20 protein-coding genes are annotated in these 15,987 nt (G+C 27.3%); 8 read left to right on the top strand and 12 right to left on the bottom strand.

Annotated features, from left to right (window positions below; translation table 11 throughout):
* The first annotated feature begins 26 nt into the window (after positions 1-26).
* Positions 27-1,343: a GGDEF domain-containing response regulator gene (locus ABIV_RS06560; protein ID WP_114839105.1), complete on the top strand. Its 1,317-nt coding sequence runs from the start codon at positions 27-29 to the stop codon at positions 1,341-1,343.
* On the opposite strand, the gene lptB is transcribed toward ABIV_RS06560, so the two are convergent.
* The 4 genes from lptB to ABIV_RS06540 are packed head-to-tail and all read right to left on the bottom strand — an operon-like array spanning position 1,340 to position 3,713.
* Complete coding sequence (lptB, locus tag ABIV_RS06555) at positions 1,340-2,062, bottom strand: LPS export ABC transporter ATP-binding protein (RefSeq protein WP_114839104.1); 723 nt, start codon at positions 2,060-2,062, stop codon at positions 1,340-1,342. The genes ABIV_RS06560 and lptB overlap by 4 nt on opposite strands.
* Positions 2,055-2,465, bottom strand: a complete 411-nt coding sequence (tsaE, locus tag ABIV_RS06550) for a tRNA (adenosine(37)-N6)-threonylcarbamoyltransferase complex ATPase subunit type 1 TsaE (protein WP_228254346.1) — start codon at positions 2,463-2,465, stop codon at positions 2,055-2,057. Before tsaE ends, lptB begins: the two co-directional genes overlap by 8 nt.
* Positions 2,466-2,473: 8 nt before the next feature.
* Positions 2,474-3,457, bottom strand: coding sequence for an anthranilate phosphoribosyltransferase (gene trpD, locus ABIV_RS06545; RefSeq protein ID WP_114839103.1), 984 nt, complete (start codon positions 3,455-3,457; stop codon positions 2,474-2,476).
* Between the two features lie 4 nt (positions 3,458-3,461).
* Complete coding sequence (locus tag ABIV_RS06540) at positions 3,462-3,713, bottom strand: S4 domain-containing protein (protein WP_114839102.1); 252 nt, start codon at positions 3,711-3,713, stop codon at positions 3,462-3,464.
* A 146-nt stretch (positions 3,714-3,859) separates the two neighbouring features.
* Between ABIV_RS06540 and ABIV_RS06535 the strand changes: the two genes are divergently transcribed.
* A complete protein-coding gene (locus tag ABIV_RS06535; protein ID WP_114839101.1) occupies positions 3,860-5,098 on the top strand; it encodes an argininosuccinate synthase in 1,239 nt (412 codons plus the stop codon).
* Between the two features lie 146 nt (positions 5,099-5,244).
* On the top strand, positions 5,245-5,745 hold the full coding sequence (locus tag ABIV_RS06530; RefSeq protein WP_114839100.1) for a gamma carbonic anhydrase family protein: 501 nt from the start codon (positions 5,245-5,247) through the stop codon (positions 5,743-5,745).
* 21 nt (positions 5,746-5,766) lie between these two features.
* Here the strand turns inward: ABIV_RS06530 and ABIV_RS06525 are convergent, their stop codons facing one another.
* The 3 genes from ABIV_RS06525 to ABIV_RS06515 are packed head-to-tail and all read right to left on the bottom strand — an operon-like array spanning position 5,767 to position 7,146.
* Positions 5,767-5,952, bottom strand: coding sequence for a hypothetical protein (locus tag ABIV_RS06525; RefSeq protein WP_114839099.1), 186 nt, complete (start codon positions 5,950-5,952; stop codon positions 5,767-5,769).
* A gap of 11 nt (positions 5,953-5,963) precedes the next feature.
* Complete coding sequence (locus ABIV_RS06520) at positions 5,964-6,347, bottom strand: response regulator transcription factor (protein ID WP_162917983.1); 384 nt, start codon at positions 6,345-6,347, stop codon at positions 5,964-5,966.
* Positions 6,348-6,399: 52 nt separating this feature from the next.
* A complete protein-coding gene (locus tag ABIV_RS06515; protein ID WP_114839097.1) occupies positions 6,400-7,146 on the bottom strand; it encodes a response regulator transcription factor in 747 nt (248 codons plus the stop codon).
* A 64-nt stretch (positions 7,147-7,210) separates the two neighbouring features.
* Between ABIV_RS06515 and ABIV_RS06510 the strand changes: the two genes are divergently transcribed.
* Positions 7,211-8,248, top strand: coding sequence for a sensor histidine kinase (locus ABIV_RS06510; protein WP_114839096.1), 1,038 nt, complete (start codon positions 7,211-7,213; stop codon positions 8,246-8,248).
* Between the two features lie 19 nt (positions 8,249-8,267).
* Here the strand turns inward: ABIV_RS06510 and ABIV_RS06505 are convergent, their stop codons facing one another.
* The 3 genes from ABIV_RS06505 to recR form a co-directional block, all read right to left on the bottom strand.
* Positions 8,268-9,188 carry a dUTP diphosphatase gene (locus ABIV_RS06505; protein ID WP_114839095.1) on the bottom strand — a complete coding sequence of 307 codons (921 nt, stop codon included), beginning with the start codon at positions 9,186-9,188 and terminating at the stop codon, positions 8,268-8,270.
* A gap of 61 nt (positions 9,189-9,249) precedes the next feature.
* Positions 9,250-9,426 (bottom strand): uracil-DNA glycosylase, encoded by a 177-nt coding sequence (locus ABIV_RS06500; RefSeq protein ID WP_114839094.1) that lies wholly within the window; start codon positions 9,424-9,426, stop codon positions 9,250-9,252.
* Between the two features lies 1 nt (position 9,427).
* The gene (recR, locus tag ABIV_RS06495; RefSeq protein WP_114839093.1) at positions 9,428-10,000 is read right to left on the bottom strand and encodes a recombination mediator RecR; all 573 of its coding nucleotides are present in this window, start codon (positions 9,998-10,000) and stop codon (positions 9,428-9,430) included.
* 70 nt (positions 10,001-10,070) lie between these two features.
* Between recR and dnaJ the strand changes: the two genes are divergently transcribed.
* The 3 genes from dnaJ (at position 10,071) to ABIV_RS06480 (ending at position 13,694) form a co-directional block, all read left to right on the top strand.
* Positions 10,071-11,201, top strand: coding sequence for a molecular chaperone DnaJ (gene dnaJ, locus ABIV_RS06490; protein WP_114839092.1), 1,131 nt, complete (start codon positions 10,071-10,073; stop codon positions 11,199-11,201).
* Between the two features lie 146 nt (positions 11,202-11,347).
* Complete coding sequence (gene trpB / locus ABIV_RS06485) at positions 11,348-12,562, top strand: tryptophan synthase subunit beta (RefSeq protein WP_114839091.1); 1,215 nt, start codon at positions 11,348-11,350, stop codon at positions 12,560-12,562.
* Positions 12,549-13,694, top strand: a complete 1,146-nt coding sequence (locus ABIV_RS06480; RefSeq protein WP_114839090.1) for a 7TMR-DISM family protein — start codon at positions 12,549-12,551, stop codon at positions 13,692-13,694. The genes trpB and ABIV_RS06480 overlap by 14 nt, the downstream gene beginning before the upstream one ends.
* Before the next feature lie 9 nt (positions 13,695-13,703).
* Here ABIV_RS06480 and ABIV_RS06475 read toward each other — a convergent pair whose 3' ends face one another.
* Positions 13,704-14,234 carry a nucleoside/nucleotide kinase family protein gene (locus tag ABIV_RS06475; RefSeq protein ID WP_114839089.1) on the bottom strand — a complete coding sequence of 177 codons (531 nt, stop codon included), beginning with the start codon at positions 14,232-14,234 and terminating at the stop codon, positions 13,704-13,706.
* Positions 14,235-14,489: 255 nt separating this feature from the next.
* Complete coding sequence (locus ABIV_RS06470) at positions 14,490-15,308, bottom strand: ferritin-like domain-containing protein (protein ID WP_114839088.1); 819 nt, start codon at positions 15,306-15,308, stop codon at positions 14,490-14,492.
* A 66-nt stretch (positions 15,309-15,374) separates the two neighbouring features.
* Between ABIV_RS06470 and ABIV_RS06465 the strand changes: the two genes are divergently transcribed.
* Complete coding sequence (locus tag ABIV_RS06465) at positions 15,375-15,968, top strand: MBL fold metallo-hydrolase (protein ID WP_114839087.1); 594 nt, start codon at positions 15,375-15,377, stop codon at positions 15,966-15,968.
* Positions 15,969-15,987 lie beyond the last annotated feature (19 nt).

Raw genomic sequence — 15,987 nt, 5'->3', positions numbered from 1 at the left:
AAAGTATAAATACAAAGGCACTATTTATGAATAAAGAGATATTAAAAGATATTAATGTTTTATATGTAGAAGATGAAGAAGATGTAAGAGAGTTTACAAGTAAAACAATTAGTACTATAGTAAATAGTGTAATTACAGCAAAAAATGGAAAAGAAGGACTTGATAAATTTTTAGAAAATAGAGATATCAATCTAATTCTAACAGATATAAATATGCCCAAAATGGGTGGTCTTGAAATGTGTGCTGAAATTAGAAAAGTAGATAATGAAGTCCCCATTGTAATTACAAGTGCCCATAGTGACCCAGATTTCTTAAAAAAAGCAATTGATGTAAAAGTTAGTGCTTATGCTATGAAACCTATTGATTTATATCATCTTTTAGAGAGTATGATTAAAGCTGTAGAACCAATTTTTTTAAGAAAAAAACTTGAACATATTAATTTAACTTTAGAGAATAAAGTAGAAGAAGCAATAAGACAAACAAAGTCTATTTTAGATGCCCAAGATAATATGGTTATTTTGACTGATTTAGAAAATCCTATTGATGCAAATAAAAAGTTTTTTGAATTTTTTCAAGTTGACAGTTTAGAGGCATTTCTAAATAAATATAGTTCAATTCAAGAGGTCTTCAAAAAAGATAATAGTCTTTCAAATAAAAAAATATTTGAAGAGACTAATAATTGGATAACTAAACTTTCTCAGTTAAATGAAATAGATAGAACTGTAAAAATAGAAAATAAAAATGGTGAAGATAGAATCTTTACAATAAATATTGATGATTATGAGCAAAAAGGAGAACACTATGTTCTCTCTTTTACTGATATTACAGAATTAAAAGAAAAGTCAAACCTTTTAGAGTATCAAGCAAATCATGATCAACTTACAGGTCTTTTTAATAGACAAAAATTTAATGAAATTTTTAATAAAGAGATTAAAAGAGAAAGAAGATATGAAAATAATCTCTCTTTAATTATTTTTGATATTGATAATTTTAAAAACTTTAATGATGACTTTGGACATAATATTGGGGATGAGGTATTAAAAGTTATTTCAAAAGTTGTTCTCAATAATATAAGAGAGCATGATACTGTTGCAAGATGGGGTGGAGAAGAATTTTTAGTCCTCTTACCTCAAACAGATGAAATAGGTGCTAAAAATGTTGCTGAAAAGATTAGAACAGCAATAGAAGAGTATGAAAGTGAAATCATACCAAGACAAATTACTGCAAGTTTTGGTGTTACAAGACTAAAAAAAGATGATGATGAAATTTCAATTTTAAGAAAAGCTGATGAGGCTTTATATAAAGCAAAAGCAGAAGGAAAGAATAGAGTTATAGTTAATTAAAAACTAAAACTCTCTCCTAAGTAGTGTTCTCTTACACTACCATCACTTTTTATATCTTCAGCATTTCCTGAAGCTAATAGTGCTCCATTTTTCATTACATAAGCTCTATGACAAATTTGAAGAGTCTCTCTTACGTTATGGTCTGTAATTAAAATACCAATGCCAAATTTTGTTAGCTCATTAATAATCTCTTGAATATCTTTTACTGCAATTGGGTCAACTCCAGCAAAAGGTTCATCAAGAAGTAAAAACTTTGGTTTAGATACTAAAGCTCTTGCTATTTCCGTTCTTCTTCGTTCCCCTCCAGATAAAGAGATACCCTTTCTTTGTCTAATAGGTTCAATATTAAATACTTCTAGTAAATCCTCTACTCTTTTTCTTTGCTCATCTTTATCTTTTGTAATAATTTCAGCAGCCAATAAAAGATTTTCTTCTACACTTAAGTCTTTAAAAATAGATGATTCTTGTGGTAAATAACCAATACCTTTTAAAGCTCTTTTATGTAAAGGAAGTTTTGTTATCTCTTCTTCATCAAAAAATACTTTACCACTTGTTGGAGCTACTAATCCACATACTGTATAAAATGTAGTTGTTTTCCCTGCTCCATTTGGTCCTAATAAACCTACGATTTCTCCTGAGTTTACCTCTAAAGAAATACCATGTAAAATTTGTGTTTTTTTAATATTCTTTTTAATATCTTCAATTCTAAGTTTACTCATTTATTGTATATTGCCTTTTATCATCTTCTTTTTTTATATTTAATACAAATACTTCAAATCCATAAGATTTTAATAACTCTTCTAATTTTTCATCACCCCATTCTACAAAATGAATACCCTCTTTCTCAAACTCTTCAAGTAATCCTAAAGAGATAAACTCTTGTAAGCTTTTATTATAAACATCATAATGAAAAACTCTATTAGAATAGATTGATTGTAGGGAGAAAGTTGGTGATGTAACTTCATCATCTAAACCTAACTTCTTTACAAAATGTTTTACAAATGTAGTTTTTCCACTAGCTAAATCACCTCGTAATATAACAATACAGTTATTATCTCTTTTTTGTGTTAAAGAAAAAATACTGTCAACTATTTTATTAATTTGTGTTAAAGGTAAAATCAAACTATAGCCTAATTTAATTTTGATGAAATATCAATGATTTGTTCTAGTTTTGTTTTTGCTTTACCACTTTGAATAGTCTCTCTTGCTATTTCTAATCCCTCTTTAATATCTCTTGCTTTTCCATCAACTTCAAGTGCTGCTGCTGCATTTATTAAAACAATATCTAACATTGCACCATCAAGTTTATTTGATAAAATATCTCTTGTAATTTGTGCATTTTGCTCAGCTTCTCCACCAATAATTGCCTCTATTGGAGCAAGTTTTAGACCATATGCTTGAGGATCAATTTCAAAATCTTCTATCTTTCCATTATCTAATCTTGTAGCATAAGTAATATCTGAAATAGAGATTTCATCCATTCCATCTCTTGAAGATACAACAATAGATTTTTTTGTTTCAAGTAAATCTAGAGCTGTAGCAATTTTATTTATATATGATTTATCAAAAACTCCAATTAACTGTTTTGAAACAGTTGCTGGATTTGATAAAGGGCCTAAAATATTAAAAATTGTTCTATGGTCAATTGATTTTCTAATAGGCATAATATATTTCATTGCAGGATGATGATTTTGTGCAAACATAAAACAAAATCCTGTCTCTTCTAACATTTTTGCTGTATTTTCTAATGAAAGATTTAGATTTATTCCTAATGCCTCTAGCATATCAGCACTTCCACTTTTACTAGTTACACTTCTATTTCCATGTTTTGCAACATAAGAACCTGCTGCTGCTAAAACAATTGAAACTGTACTTGAAATATTAAAACTATAACTTTTGTCTCCACCCGTTCCTACTACATCAATTGCTTTTTCTTTTAATTCATAATGAAGAGGTAAAGGGATTAAATGCTCTCTCATAGCACTTGCTGCACCAGCTATTTCTGCCGCAGTTTCTCCTCTTTCATATAGTTCAATTAGATATTCTCTTACCTCTTCTTGGGGTAATCTATTTTCAAAAATATCATCAAACTTTAATTTAGCTATATTAAACATCTAGTTATCCTTGTAATCTTTTTACGTATTCATCCATCTTTGATTTAGGAGTAGATTTTGTTGTTGGTATTTGTAAAACTTCAAATTTATCAGTTTTTTCAAGATATCTAATTTCAATAATATCCCCAACTTTTACCTCTTTTGCTTTTTTTACGGCTTGTCCATTTATAAAAACTACTTTATGTTCAAGCATGTCTTCAGCAACTGCTCTTCTTTTTGTTATATTAACTGCATTTAAAAATTTATCACATCTCATAGTGTAGATTATATCTAAAGAGTACTAAAATAAACAGGGGATAAATAATTAAATTAAAATATTTTCTATTAAATAATTAAACAGAATTATATTTAAAATTAGCTATTATATCTCTCTTAAAATTATGATAATCATAGGATAAGTTAATGAGTAAAAAAGATGTAAAAAAAGTTGTTTTAGCTTACAGTGGTGGGCTAGATACTTCTACTATTTTAAAATGGCTTCAAGATGAGTATAACGCAGAAGTTATAACTTTTACTGCTGATTTAGGTCAAGGTGAAGAAGTTGAACCTGCAAGAGCAAAAGCTTTAGCTTGTGGAATTAAACCAGAAAATATTTTTATTTTAGATATTAAAGAAGAATTTGTAAAAGATTATGTGTTCCCAATGTTCCGTGCAAATGCAATTTATGAAGGAGAGTACCTATTAGGTACTTCAATTGCTAGACCACTTATTGCTAAAAAGCAAATTGAAATTGCTAATAAAATGGGTGCAGATGCTGTTTCACATGGTGCAACTGGAAAAGGAAATGACCAAGTTAGATTTGAACTTGGATATTTAGGATTAAACCCTGATATTACAGTTATTGCTCCATGGAGAGAATGGGATTTAAATTCAAGAGAAAAATTATTAGCATATGCAAAAGAGCATGGTATTGAAATTGATAAAAAACATATTGATGAAAATGGAAATCCAGCTGTAAGTCCATACTCTATGGATGCAAACCTTTTACATATTTCATATGAAGGATTATCTTTAGAAGATCCATCAAAAGAGCCTTCAGAAGATATGTGGTTATGGACTAATTCTCCTGAAGAAGCTCCAAATGAGCCAGAATACATCACTATCTCATATAAAAATGGAGATCCTATTGCAATCAATGGTGAAGAGATGTCTCCTGCAACTATTTTAGAAACTTTAAATAAATATGGAAACAAACACGGTATCGGAAGAATTGATATTGTTGAAAATAGATATGTTGGTATGAAAGCTAGAGGATGTTATGAAACTCCAGGTGGAACTATTATGTTAAAAGCTCACAGAGCAATCGAATCTATTACACTTGATAGAGAAGCTGCTCATTTAAAAGATGAGATGATGCCAAGATATGCTAAGTTAATCTATCAAGGATATTGGTTCTCACCAGAAAGAGAAATGCTTCAAGCAGCAATTGATAAAACACAAGAAAATGTAGAGGGAACTGTAAGGTTAAAACTTTATAAAGGAAATGTAATCGTTGTTGGAAGAGAGTCTGAAAAATCTTTATTCTCTGAAGCACACTCTACTTTTGAAGAAGATGAAGTATATAATCAAAAAGATGCAGAAGGTTTCATTAGACTAAATGCATTAAGATTTATTATTGCTGGTCAAAATCAAAAAAAATAAACCTTTAAAAAGTCAAGTTGTAAAACTTGGCTTTTTTACTCACAAATAAAAATAAACAAACTTTCTTTTTAATTCCCTTGAATTTTTCATTTCCAATAGTTATAATTTATTGATAAAAAGTAATACTACTATTAGGGAGAAATAATATGTTATTAAAATTCAAAGAACATTATCCAGAGGTTCATCCTACAGCATGGATTGCACATAGTGCTGATGTTATAGGAGATGTAAAAATTGGAGAAAACTCTTCAGTATGGTTTCAATGTGTTATTAGGTCAGATGTAAATAAAGTAAGAATAGGAAAAAACACAAATATTCAAGATTTATCTATGATTCATACAGACGTTGATTCTCAAACAATTATAGGAAATAATGTAACAGTAGGACATAAAGTAATGCTTCATGGCTGTACAATAGAAGATAATTGTCTTATTGGTATGAGTGCAACTATTTTAGATCATGCTGTAATTTCAGAAGGAAGTATAGTAGGAGCAAACTCTCTTGTAACTTCGGGTAAAAAGTTTCCACCAAGAAGTTTGATTATGGGAAGTCCTGCAAAAGTTGTAAAAGAATTAACACAAGAAGATGTAGAGAAACTAATAAAACACGCAGCTCATTATGTAGATTATAAAAATGATTATTGCTAAGAATTAGAGTATTTTAATACTCTAGTTTTGTTTACAATAACTTCTAATTTCATATTCACCAGTTCTAAAATTAAGTACTTTCTCTTTTTTGAATTTTAAACCTAAAGCTTGACACTCTTCTTTTGTAACTACATCATTACTTGCACAAGAAATAAAAAATACTCCTATAAAAGAAAAGGCAAATAAACTTAATAAAAACTTTTTCATTAGAAATCTCCTTATTCTAACTTTAGTATCTCCATACTATTATCTAATAATTCTCTCATATCAAAAGGTTTTGAAATACATTTACAAACATTCAAACTTTTAATTTTTTCAATCATATCTAAATCAAGTGCAGAAGTTATAATACATGGAACATTTGGATTAATTTCTTTAATATCTTTTAACATTGTAATTCCATCTTTTAAAGGCATATTAACATCAGTAATAACTAAATCTACACATTCATTTTTAAATTTTTCTAAGCCATCTTTTCCATTTTCAGCAATTATTACATTAAAAAGATAATTTAAACATACTTCAACATTTGATCTAACAATTTTTTCATCTTCTACATATAATACAGTATATTTCTTATAATTATTTGATGTATTTAACACGATACACCTCCAATAAAAAATTATACTGATTAAAAGTACTAAAAAAGTATCATTATTTTAAATTAATCCTATATCCAAAGCCATAAACATTTTCTAAATCTAACTCTGGTATCTTTTTTCTAAGTCTTGAAATGATATTTTTCAGATTTGAGATATTTGGTGTTTTTTCGTCATCTTCAGCCCATAATACAGATAATAATTCTTCAATAGTATGAGTTTTTTCACAATACTTTAAAAGAAGTTCTACTAAAAGTATCTCTTTTTTTGTAAGTTTAATACTTTGTTGATTTTTTAATAATTGCTTTGTTTCTTTATTCCAAGAAAGATTATCATTTATCTTTAAAATATTACTATTTATATTATTGTCTTTATTATTATTGTCATATAACTCTTTTAACTTTGTATATAGAACATGAACAAATGAGTCATAATTTAATGGCTTAGTAATAAAATGAGAAATACCAATATTTACTAACTCTAATAAATAATGTGATTCACTATGTGCAGATAAAACTATTAAAAGTTGTTCTTTATTTATATTATAAACTTGTTTAGAAAGCTCTATTCCATCCATATTTGGCATTTTTATATCACTTATCACTACATCATAATATGAGTTTGTATGTTTATAATAGTCTTTATATTTTTCTATTGCTTCTTGTCCATCATAAGCAACATCAACCTTAGAAAAAATTAATTCTAAAAGTTCACTCGTCTCTTTTATAATGTCTTTATCATCCTCTACAAAGAGAACACTTTTATCTTTTGCATATTTTTCCAATAAAATATAATCAACCATTTTAGCTCCTAAACAGTGTTATTAAATTATACTATAAAGATATTTTATTCTAATTAGGTACATAATGGATACTAAACAATTTGAATGTTTTTTTGATAACACGATAGAAGGAATTCTTATTATAGAAGATGGATTTATTATTAATATAAATCAAGCAATGTTAGATATTCTAAAATATACAAACAAAAGTGAAATAATAGGTAATTTAGCAACGGGTATATTAATCCCAACAATTCATCATAAATATCTTGAATATAATAATGCAACCTTTGAAGAGATTTCTCTTATTTCTAAAGATGGAGATATTATTCCTGCAATTATTAGAATAAAAGATATAAAAGAGAATAATAAAAAATATAAAATGGTTTTTATTCAAAACTTAACAGAATTAAAAGAGAAAGAGAGTCTCTTAATTGAACAATCAAGAATGGCTGCAATGGGAGAGATGATTTCTATGATAGCTCATCAATGGAGACAACCTTTATCCTCAATTGGTACAGCTATTTCAAATTTAAAATTTCGTATAAATATAAAAAAATATGATGAAAAAACTTTTGAAAAAAAGTTAGATGATGTAGAAAAGTATTTAGAGTATATGTCTGCCACTATTGATGACTTTAGAAACTTCTTTAAAAGAGACAAAGAAAAAGAACTTGTAAATATACAATATATCACAAGTATTGCTTTAGATATGATTCAAGAAGCTTTTGAAAGAAACAATATTTCAATAGTAAATAAAAATGATATTAAAATTGAAAATATCTATTTATATAAAAATGAACTTCTACAAGTAATTATAAATATTTTAACAAATGCAAAAGATGCTTTTATCAATAAAAAAGATAAAAAAAATCAAATTACAATAGAATACAAAGAGTTAAAAAAAGTTCAAAAAATAATTATTAGTGATAATGCAGGAGGAATTAAAGAAGAGATATTAGAAAAAATATTTGACCCTTATTTTTCTACTAAAGATAATCAAAATGGTACAGGTATTGGTTTATATATGTGTAAAACAATTATTGAAAAACATTTTGAAGGAAAAATAAAAGCCTCTAATAAAAATGAGGGGGCTTGTTTTGAGATAACAATTTCAAAGTAAAGAATTTCTCTTTACTTTGTTATTTAGAAGGATAGCTCTCTTCTAACTTTTCATATAACTCTTTGAAACTTACATTTTCCATCTCTTCTAAAACTCTAACCATCACAACATTATCTTCTTCGTTGTTCCAAGTTTTAATATAAGTTCCCTCTTTATAACCATGGTCTTGTCTAAATTTATTTAAACAGTTTTTACCAATATAAAGTTTTTGTAGCCAAGTAAAAGAAAGTCCAGAAATTTTACAACATCTAAAAAATTGATCGATAAATCTTTCAATACCACTAAAAGTTGGCATATTCCCAGTTTCTATTGCTAAAGAGATATAAGAAAGTTTTTCAGCTTCTTTTACCATAAGTTTTACATCAATATCTTCTAACGCTTCATAAATACAATGAGTATTTACTAGAGATACTGCTCTTGGTACATTTGTTTCTTGTAAAATATACGACATTAAAAAGTGCCAAATATCTACTAACTCAACATGAATATTATTCATATCAGGCTCAGAGTTAATATTTTTCCAATGTTTCCATGGAGTTGAATCAATTAATTCTGCAACTTCCATATGAATACATCTTAACCAATTAATCTCTTTTCCATATTTATTTCTTCCTAATTCCCAGTTTTTACCATTTGTAGAATCATTTAACTCTTTTTGTAATAAAAACATCTCTTCTAACTTATGAGGAAAAGATGATGCTTCTTCTAAAAGTTCTGCTAAAGGTAAACACTCTTCTACTAAATTATCAAGAGTCTCATTATTTGGCAAGTTTTTATCACCTTTTAAAAGATGAATAATTAATGATACTGTATAAGGAACTTCATCTTTTTCTTCCCATTCTAAAATATCAGAAGGTGTAACACCAATATAGTGTACAAAATCTTCAATAGAAAGGAAACCAAGAACTTTGATACTATCTTTCATATCTTTATATAACAATTATAACTCCTAAACTAACTTAAAACTTAGATTATACTCTAAACTAACTTACAAAAAATATTTATCTTTCTGGATTTTTTAATTGATAAAAAGCACAGGGAAAACCACTACTATTTTTAACAACAATAGAAGGAATTATCTGAGATTTAAAACCATATGCTTTACATCCATGAGGTTTTCCTTGTTGCCAAGTTACAAAGTAATGAATACATTTTTGACAAACTATTCTTTCATTCATCTTATATATCCACCCTACTTTGTATAGCCTTTGCTAAAGATAACATATCTACATTTTCTAAACTAACTCCGGTAGGAACACCTTGGGCAATTTTTGAAAAAGTAATTTCAAACTCTTTTAATTTATCTTCTATATATAACATAAATGCATCGTTTGATAATGATGGTGTTATTGCAAAAAGAGCCTCTTTTGTTCTATTATCTGAAACAAATTTAATTAATCTCTCTATATTATCTATTTCAAGCTCTTCTATTACAAAATATAAACCATCAAATTGCTTTGAATCTTCAATTAAAAATATATCTTTTGCACTTTGTACAATGCAAACCTTTGTTGAGTCTCTTCTTTCATCTAAACATATTTCACATATTTCATGTTCACTCATAGAACCGCATTTAACACATCTTTTTATACTTTTTAATGCACTTTCTATACTATGAGCTATTTTTATACCACAATAATTGTCAGTCATTGTTACATGATAAGCTAATCTTAATGCAGACTTTTTACCAATTGTTGGTAAAGACTCAAAGGCTTCAACTAAATTATAAAACTTTTCTAAACCTTTCTTCATATAAAGATTATATCAAAAATTAATCCTATTTTAGATAAAATCGCGAAAAATTATACATAGGAGATAGCAATTGACTGAAATAGATTACTACGAATTATTAGAAGTTGCTAGAGACAGTGATAAGGGTACTATAAAAAAAGCCTACAGAAAAATGGCTATGAAATATCATCCAGATAAAAATCCAGATGATAATGAAGCTGAAGAAAAATTCAAAGCTGTAAATGAAGCCTATCAAGTTCTAAGCGACGAAGAAAAAAGAGCAATTTACGACAGATACGGAAAAGCAGGATTAGAAGGACATGGTCAAGGAGGTAGAGGTTTCTCTGGTGGTTTTGATGACTTAAGTTCTATTTTTGAAGAGATGTTTGGTGGTTCTGGTTTTGGTGGTTTTGGTTCAAGCTCAAGAAGAGAAAGAAAAAACTATAACTATAATTTAGATATTGCCATCGAACTAACAGTTGAATTCAATGAAGCTATTTTTGGTGCAAAAAAAGAGATTAAATACTCATACAAAAATGCTTGTAATGATTGTAAAGGTACTGGAGCAAAAAATGGTAAGCTAAATACTTGTCCTCATTGTGAAGGTCATGGTCAAATTCATATGAGACAAGGATTTATGACATTTGCACAAACTTGCCCTCATTGTTCAGGAACTGGCCAAACAGTAACTAGTAAATGTAATACATGTTCTGGAACAGGATACGATGAAGTAAAAGAGACTTTTGAAGTAAGTATTCCTGAAGGTGTAAATGATGGTAATAGAATCAGAATTTCAAATAAAGGAAATGTTGCACCTGATGGAACAAGAGGTGATTTATATTTACAAATTAGAGTAAAAGAGGATTCTCATTATGTTAGACACGATGATGATATCTATTTAGAAGTTCCTATTTTCTTTACACAAGTAGCATTAGGAGCAACAATTAAAATTCCTGGTTTAAGAGGAGAATTAGAGCTTAAAATTCCTGCAGGAACAAAAGATAAAGAGCAATTTAAATTTCATGGAGAAGGTGTAAAATCTGTTCAAGGTTATGGAAAAGGAGATTTAATAGTTCAAATAAAAATCAACTATCCAACTTCTTTAAATAATGAACAAAAAGAGCTATTAGAAAAACTTCAAGAGAGTTTTGGTTTAGAGAGTAAGCCTCACGAATCAAACTTAGAAGGAATGTTTGATAAAGTTAAAAAATGGTTCTCTTAAACTCTTATTTGGTATTCGTACCAAATAAGAACTCTTCAATAATTTGCATAAAGCCCTGAATATAAAGTATTATTAAAAAAAATATAAATATAATTATAATAAATAACAAAACTCTAAAAATTTTACTACACACAAGAAGGAAATAGATGTCAAACTATTTAGAAAATATACCTGATGAAAATGGATACTTTGGAAGATTTGGTGGTTCTTTTATTCCCCCAATTTTAGAAAAACCTTTTGAAGATATTAAAAAAGCATATGAAAAAATTAAAAAAGATCCTAATTTTATAGAAGAATTAAAATATGTAAGAAAACACTACCAAGGAAGACCTACTCCTATTAGTTATGCAAAAAATTTAACTCAATTTTGTGCTGGAGCAAAGATATATTTAAAAAGAGAAGATTTAAACCACTCTGGTGCACATAAATTAAATCACTGTATGGCTGAAGTAATTCTAGCAAAACATATGGGATACAAAAAAGTTATTGCTGAAACTGGTGCTGGACAACATGGTGTTGCACTTGCAACTGCTGCTGCTTATTTTGGATTAGAGTGTGAAATCCACATGGGAGAAGTTGATATTGCTAAAGAGCATCCAAATGTTGTAAGAATGAAAATTCTTGGGGCAAAGGTAATTCCAGCAACACATGGCTTAAAAACTTTAAAAGAAGCAGTTGACTCTGCTTTTGAATCATATATTTCACAAGCTGATACTGCAATTTACTGTATAGGTTCTGTTGTTGGACCACATCCGTTTCCTATGATGGTAAGAGATTTTCAAAGTATTATTGGAATTGAATCTCGTGAACAATTTTTTGAACATGAAGAGAATCTACCAAATAATGTTGTTGCTTGTGTAGGTGGAGGTTCAAATGCAATGGGTATTTTTGCTGGTTTTATTGATGATAAAGAAGTAAATCTTTATGGTGTTGAGCCAATGGGTAAAGGTGAAAAAATAGGAGAACATTCTGCAACATTAACATATGGAGAAGAAGGTATTATGCATGGTTTTAATTCAATTATGTTGAAAGATGAAAAAGGAGAACCAGCTGCTGTTCACTCTATTGGTTCAGGAATTGATTATCCATCAGTTGGACCAGAACATGCTTACTTAAAAGATATTGGTAGAACAAAAGTTGGCCTTTGCAATGATGAAGAAGCAGTTGATGCTTTTTATAAACTTTCTCAACTTGAAGGTATTATTCCAGCACTAGAGTCAGCTCATGCAGTAGGTTTTGCAATGAAGTTAGCAAAAGAATTACCAGAAAATGAAACAATTTTAGTAAGCTTAAGTGGCAGAGGAGATAAAGATATTGATTTTGTAGTTGAGAACTTTCCAATTCCTAATGCAAAATTCTAAAAACTTTTTTATTGAAAAACTTTTATTCTTAGTTTTTCTTTTTTTTATCTCTTTTGCACAAGCAACAATAAATAGTTATGAAGTGTATTACTACAATGACCCTAGTAGTACACTTTCATTAAAAGATATAGAGAATAAAGAATTTGAAAAAATTAATAAAAACTTCTCATTGGGATATAAAAAAGGTAATAGTTGGTTAAAAATAAAATTCTATAACAATCAAGCTTCAAATAAATTTTTTGTAGAATTAAATGAGTTTTTTTATGATAAAGTAACCTTTTATGAACAAGTATTTGGTACTTGGTTAGAAAAAAACTATCAACTTAATAAAAAACTTTCATATAGAGATATTCCAACTGTAAACCCTGTATTTAGTTTTTCTGCAAATAAAAATTCAAATAAAATTTTCTATATAAAATTCAAATCAAAATATTCTCATTTTGGAAAAATGAATATTTATCCAAGAAATTACTATTTATTAGGATTAAAAAATTATGATTATTTACATCTATTTACAATAATCTCTTTATTAATTGCTTTTATAATTTCTACAATAATATATTCTAGACAAAAAGAGAAAATATATATTTATTACATGCTTTATACTCTTTTTTTAGCAATATATATATTTAAAATGAGTAGTTTTATTGTTTATCTAAATTTACAAGAGTATATTTATCAATTTCATTTTATAACAGGTATTGCAGTGGGTTTTTTTATTCTTTTTTCAAAAGAGATATTAGAAATAAAAAAATATTTAAAGAAAATAGCTATCATAATTGATATTTCAGCCATACTAATGTTTTTGATTTCTTTTATGATTTTAATAGAATATAATCCTTGGAATATCTTATTAAACACATTGATTACTTTTATTTTTTTACTATTACTTTTTATTTCTTTTTACACATATAAAAAAGGAAATACAAATAGTAAATACTATTTTTTAGTAGTATTCTTATATTTTATTGCAGCAATACTTTTTACACTAATGTTAGCAGGAATATTAGAATATAATATATTAACAAGATATGGGTATTTATTTATCATTACATTGGAAATAGTTGCTTTTACACTCTTATTAATAAATAAATATAATAAAGTACATCCAAAAGAGAAACTATTTAGTTAAAAGAGAAATTTAATTATTTATAATTTTTTCAAGCAATTTTATAAACTCTTTTTTTGATTCTTCTTCAGAAAAAGAGTTATCAAATTCAATTAAATTTCTAGCCTCTATTTTATCATAAGACCTATTTAGTCTTTTCTCTATCTCCACTTTTGTTTCTCTTCCTCTTTTCTCTAATCGAGACTTTAAAACTTCTCTTTTTACACTAATATTTACAGTAAATACTTTTTCATAATTCTCTTCAAAATCCTTTATTTTAGATCTTGAAATAGATATTATATTTACTCCTTTTTTTATAGATGTTTTTGAGATTCCATATGAGTTTTCATGGGCTTGCCAAGAAGAAATGAAAAAATTATTTGTTTGTAAAATGCTAAAAGCACTCTCTTCTATAAAAAAGTTATCTTCATTTTTATCTGGGATACGAGAAATATACCTTCTTACAAAGTTTACTCTATCTTTATACTCTTTTTTTATTGACTTTAATAAAGTATCTTTACCAACTCCACTTGGACCAATAATTAAAATTATTTTATCATCCATATTACCCACTTTTAATATTTAAATTTACTTTGTTACTTTAACATTTGAGTTATTATAAACTATTTTATTTTTCTATTTTTTTCATCATATCTAACTTCAAGGTGTAAGATACTTCTATATATTGTAACCATTATTAATCCCAACTTCTATTTTAAACTAATAAAAGTATAAAAGAGCATTATTACAAAAGGATTACAAGTTATCTAGACAAGTTAGAAATCTTGCCTAGAAAATAAAAATTAGTAAAGAAATTGATTAATTACAATCTTTTTGTTTAGATAAAAATTTAAGTTCATCACAAGAAAAGCCAGCTTTCTTTCGTGCTTCAAAGTTAAGTTGATATTTTTTTGAAGTGCTTCCAGGGTAAACCTTTTCAAGTAGTTCAAAATATGTTTTTTCTACTTCTAAATTTAGTCGTTCACATTCATATTTAAACCATCTATCCCCTTTACTTACATGGTCTATCTCTTCTTCTAAAATAAGCTCTAAAGCTTTTAATATTTTTTTATTAAACTCATCTGGATTTGATATTAGTTTTTCCATTATTTTTGGATTTTGTTCTAAGCCATTTGCCTCTAAATATCTTGGAACAACTGCCATTCTAGATAAAAAATCTGGAGTTTTTTTCATAGCTTCAAAAAGGTTTGTATGAACTTCTAACTCTCCATAATAAGAACCTAGTTCAGTTAGTAACTTTTCAAGCATTTCAAAATGTCTTACTTCATCATTTGCAACTTCTAACCAATCATCATAATACTCTTTTGGTAAATCTTTAAATCTCAAAGCTGCGTCAAGAGCTAAATCAATTGCACTATATTCAATATGAGCAATTGTATGTAATAAAATAATCTTCCCCTCATTTGTATCAAAATATTTAGTTTTTTTTACACTTTTAGGTAAAACAATTTTCAAAAAATCTATATAAGATGGATTTTTTATCTCATATGGGGTATAATTGTAATCGAATTGTAAATTATTATTCAGATAATCGTTATAAAAGGCTTTAAAGTTTCTAATTTTTTTCTTGGGCTCAGCTTCAAGTACGATACTTTCTAGCCTTAAATGGTAATGCATAATCTTCCTTACAGTTATTTTTTAATATACTAAGGTAAATTTTATCTAACTAAGGATTAAAAAATTATGTCGTTAAAAGTCCAACCAATGGGTGACTACCAAACTAACTGTTATATTATTACTGTTGAAGGAAAAGATTTTATAATCGATCCAGGTGTAGATGCAACAAGATGGGTTTTACAAAATGTAAATAATCCCGTTGCCATTTTAAATACACATGGACATTTTGATCATGTATGGTCAAATAAAGAACTAAGTGATAAACTTGGTTTAAAAATCTATACGCCAAAAGATGATAATTTTATGTTAGAAAAAGATCCCTATGGATTTGGAATGACTCCTTCATGTGCTGATATTTTAGTTGAGCCAGATGAGGAGTTTGATTTTGATGGAGTGAAAGTAAAATTTCACTATTTTCCTGGTCATACTCCAGGATGTTCTGCAATTGAAATAGATAAACACTTATTTTCAGGTGATTTTATTTTTAGAAATTCAATTGGAAGAACTGATTTTCCTTTTTCTAGCCCAGAAAAAATGAAACAGAGTATTGACAAAATATTAAAATGGGAAAAAGATATAAGAATTTATCCAGGACATGGTTCAGCAACAACTTTAAATAGTGAAAGAGACTCTTTAATTAACTGGAAAAATTATTTATAAAATAATACGTTAGGTAAAA

It is taken from the genome of Halarcobacter bivalviorum (assembly GCF_003346815.1).
GTDB classification, from domain to species: Bacteria; Campylobacterota; Campylobacteria; order Campylobacterales; family Arcobacteraceae; genus Halarcobacter; species Halarcobacter bivalviorum.
The sequence above is the reverse complement of the archived record's forward strand: the minus strand, read 5'-3'. Positions and strand labels throughout refer to the sequence as shown.

What these genes read in the sequence shown, in the direction of transcription:
- ABIV_RS06560 (WP_114839105.1), top strand. Translation starts at nt 27, where the DNA reads ATGAATAAAGAGATATTAAAAGATATTAATGTTTTATATGTAGAAGAT.
- lptB (WP_114839104.1), bottom strand. Translation starts at nt 2,062, where the DNA reads ATGAGTAAACTTAGAATTGAAGATATTAAAAAGAATATTAAAAAAACA.
- trpD (WP_114839103.1), bottom strand. Translation starts at nt 3,457, where the DNA reads ATGTTTAATATAGCTAAATTAAAGTTTGATGATATTTTTGAAAATAGA.
- ABIV_RS06540 (WP_114839102.1), bottom strand. Translation starts at nt 3,713, where the DNA reads ATGAGATGTGATAAATTTTTAAATGCAGTTAATATAACAAAAAGAAGA.
- ABIV_RS06535 (WP_114839101.1), top strand. Translation starts at nt 3,860, where the DNA reads ATGAGTAAAAAAGATGTAAAAAAAGTTGTTTTAGCTTACAGTGGTGGG.
- ABIV_RS06530 (WP_114839100.1), top strand. Translation starts at nt 5,245, where the DNA reads ATGTTATTAAAATTCAAAGAACATTATCCAGAGGTTCATCCTACAGCA.
- ABIV_RS06525 (WP_114839099.1), bottom strand. Translation starts at nt 5,952, where the DNA reads ATGAAAAAGTTTTTATTAAGTTTATTTGCCTTTTCTTTTATAGGAGTA.
- ABIV_RS06515 (WP_114839097.1), bottom strand. Translation starts at nt 7,146, where the DNA reads ATGGTTGATTATATTTTATTGGAAAAATATGCAAAAGATAAAAGTGTT.
- ABIV_RS06510 (WP_114839096.1), top strand. Translation starts at nt 7,211, where the DNA reads ATGGATACTAAACAATTTGAATGTTTTTTTGATAACACGATAGAAGGA.
- ABIV_RS06500 (WP_114839094.1), bottom strand. Translation starts at nt 9,426, where the DNA reads ATGAATGAAAGAATAGTTTGTCAAAAATGTATTCATTACTTTGTAACT.
- recR (WP_114839093.1), bottom strand. Translation starts at nt 10,000, where the DNA reads ATGAAGAAAGGTTTAGAAAAGTTTTATAATTTAGTTGAAGCCTTTGAG.
- trpB (WP_114839091.1), top strand. Translation starts at nt 11,348, where the DNA reads ATGTCAAACTATTTAGAAAATATACCTGATGAAAATGGATACTTTGGA.
- ABIV_RS06480 (WP_114839090.1), top strand. Translation starts at nt 12,549, where the DNA reads ATGCAAAATTCTAAAAACTTTTTTATTGAAAAACTTTTATTCTTAGTT.
- ABIV_RS06475 (WP_114839089.1), bottom strand. Translation starts at nt 14,234, where the DNA reads ATGGATGATAAAATAATTTTAATTATTGGTCCAAGTGGAGTTGGTAAA.
- ABIV_RS06470 (WP_114839088.1), bottom strand. Translation starts at nt 15,308, where the DNA reads ATGCATTACCATTTAAGGCTAGAAAGTATCGTACTTGAAGCTGAGCCC.
- ABIV_RS06465 (WP_114839087.1), top strand. Translation starts at nt 15,375, where the DNA reads ATGTCGTTAAAAGTCCAACCAATGGGTGACTACCAAACTAACTGTTAT.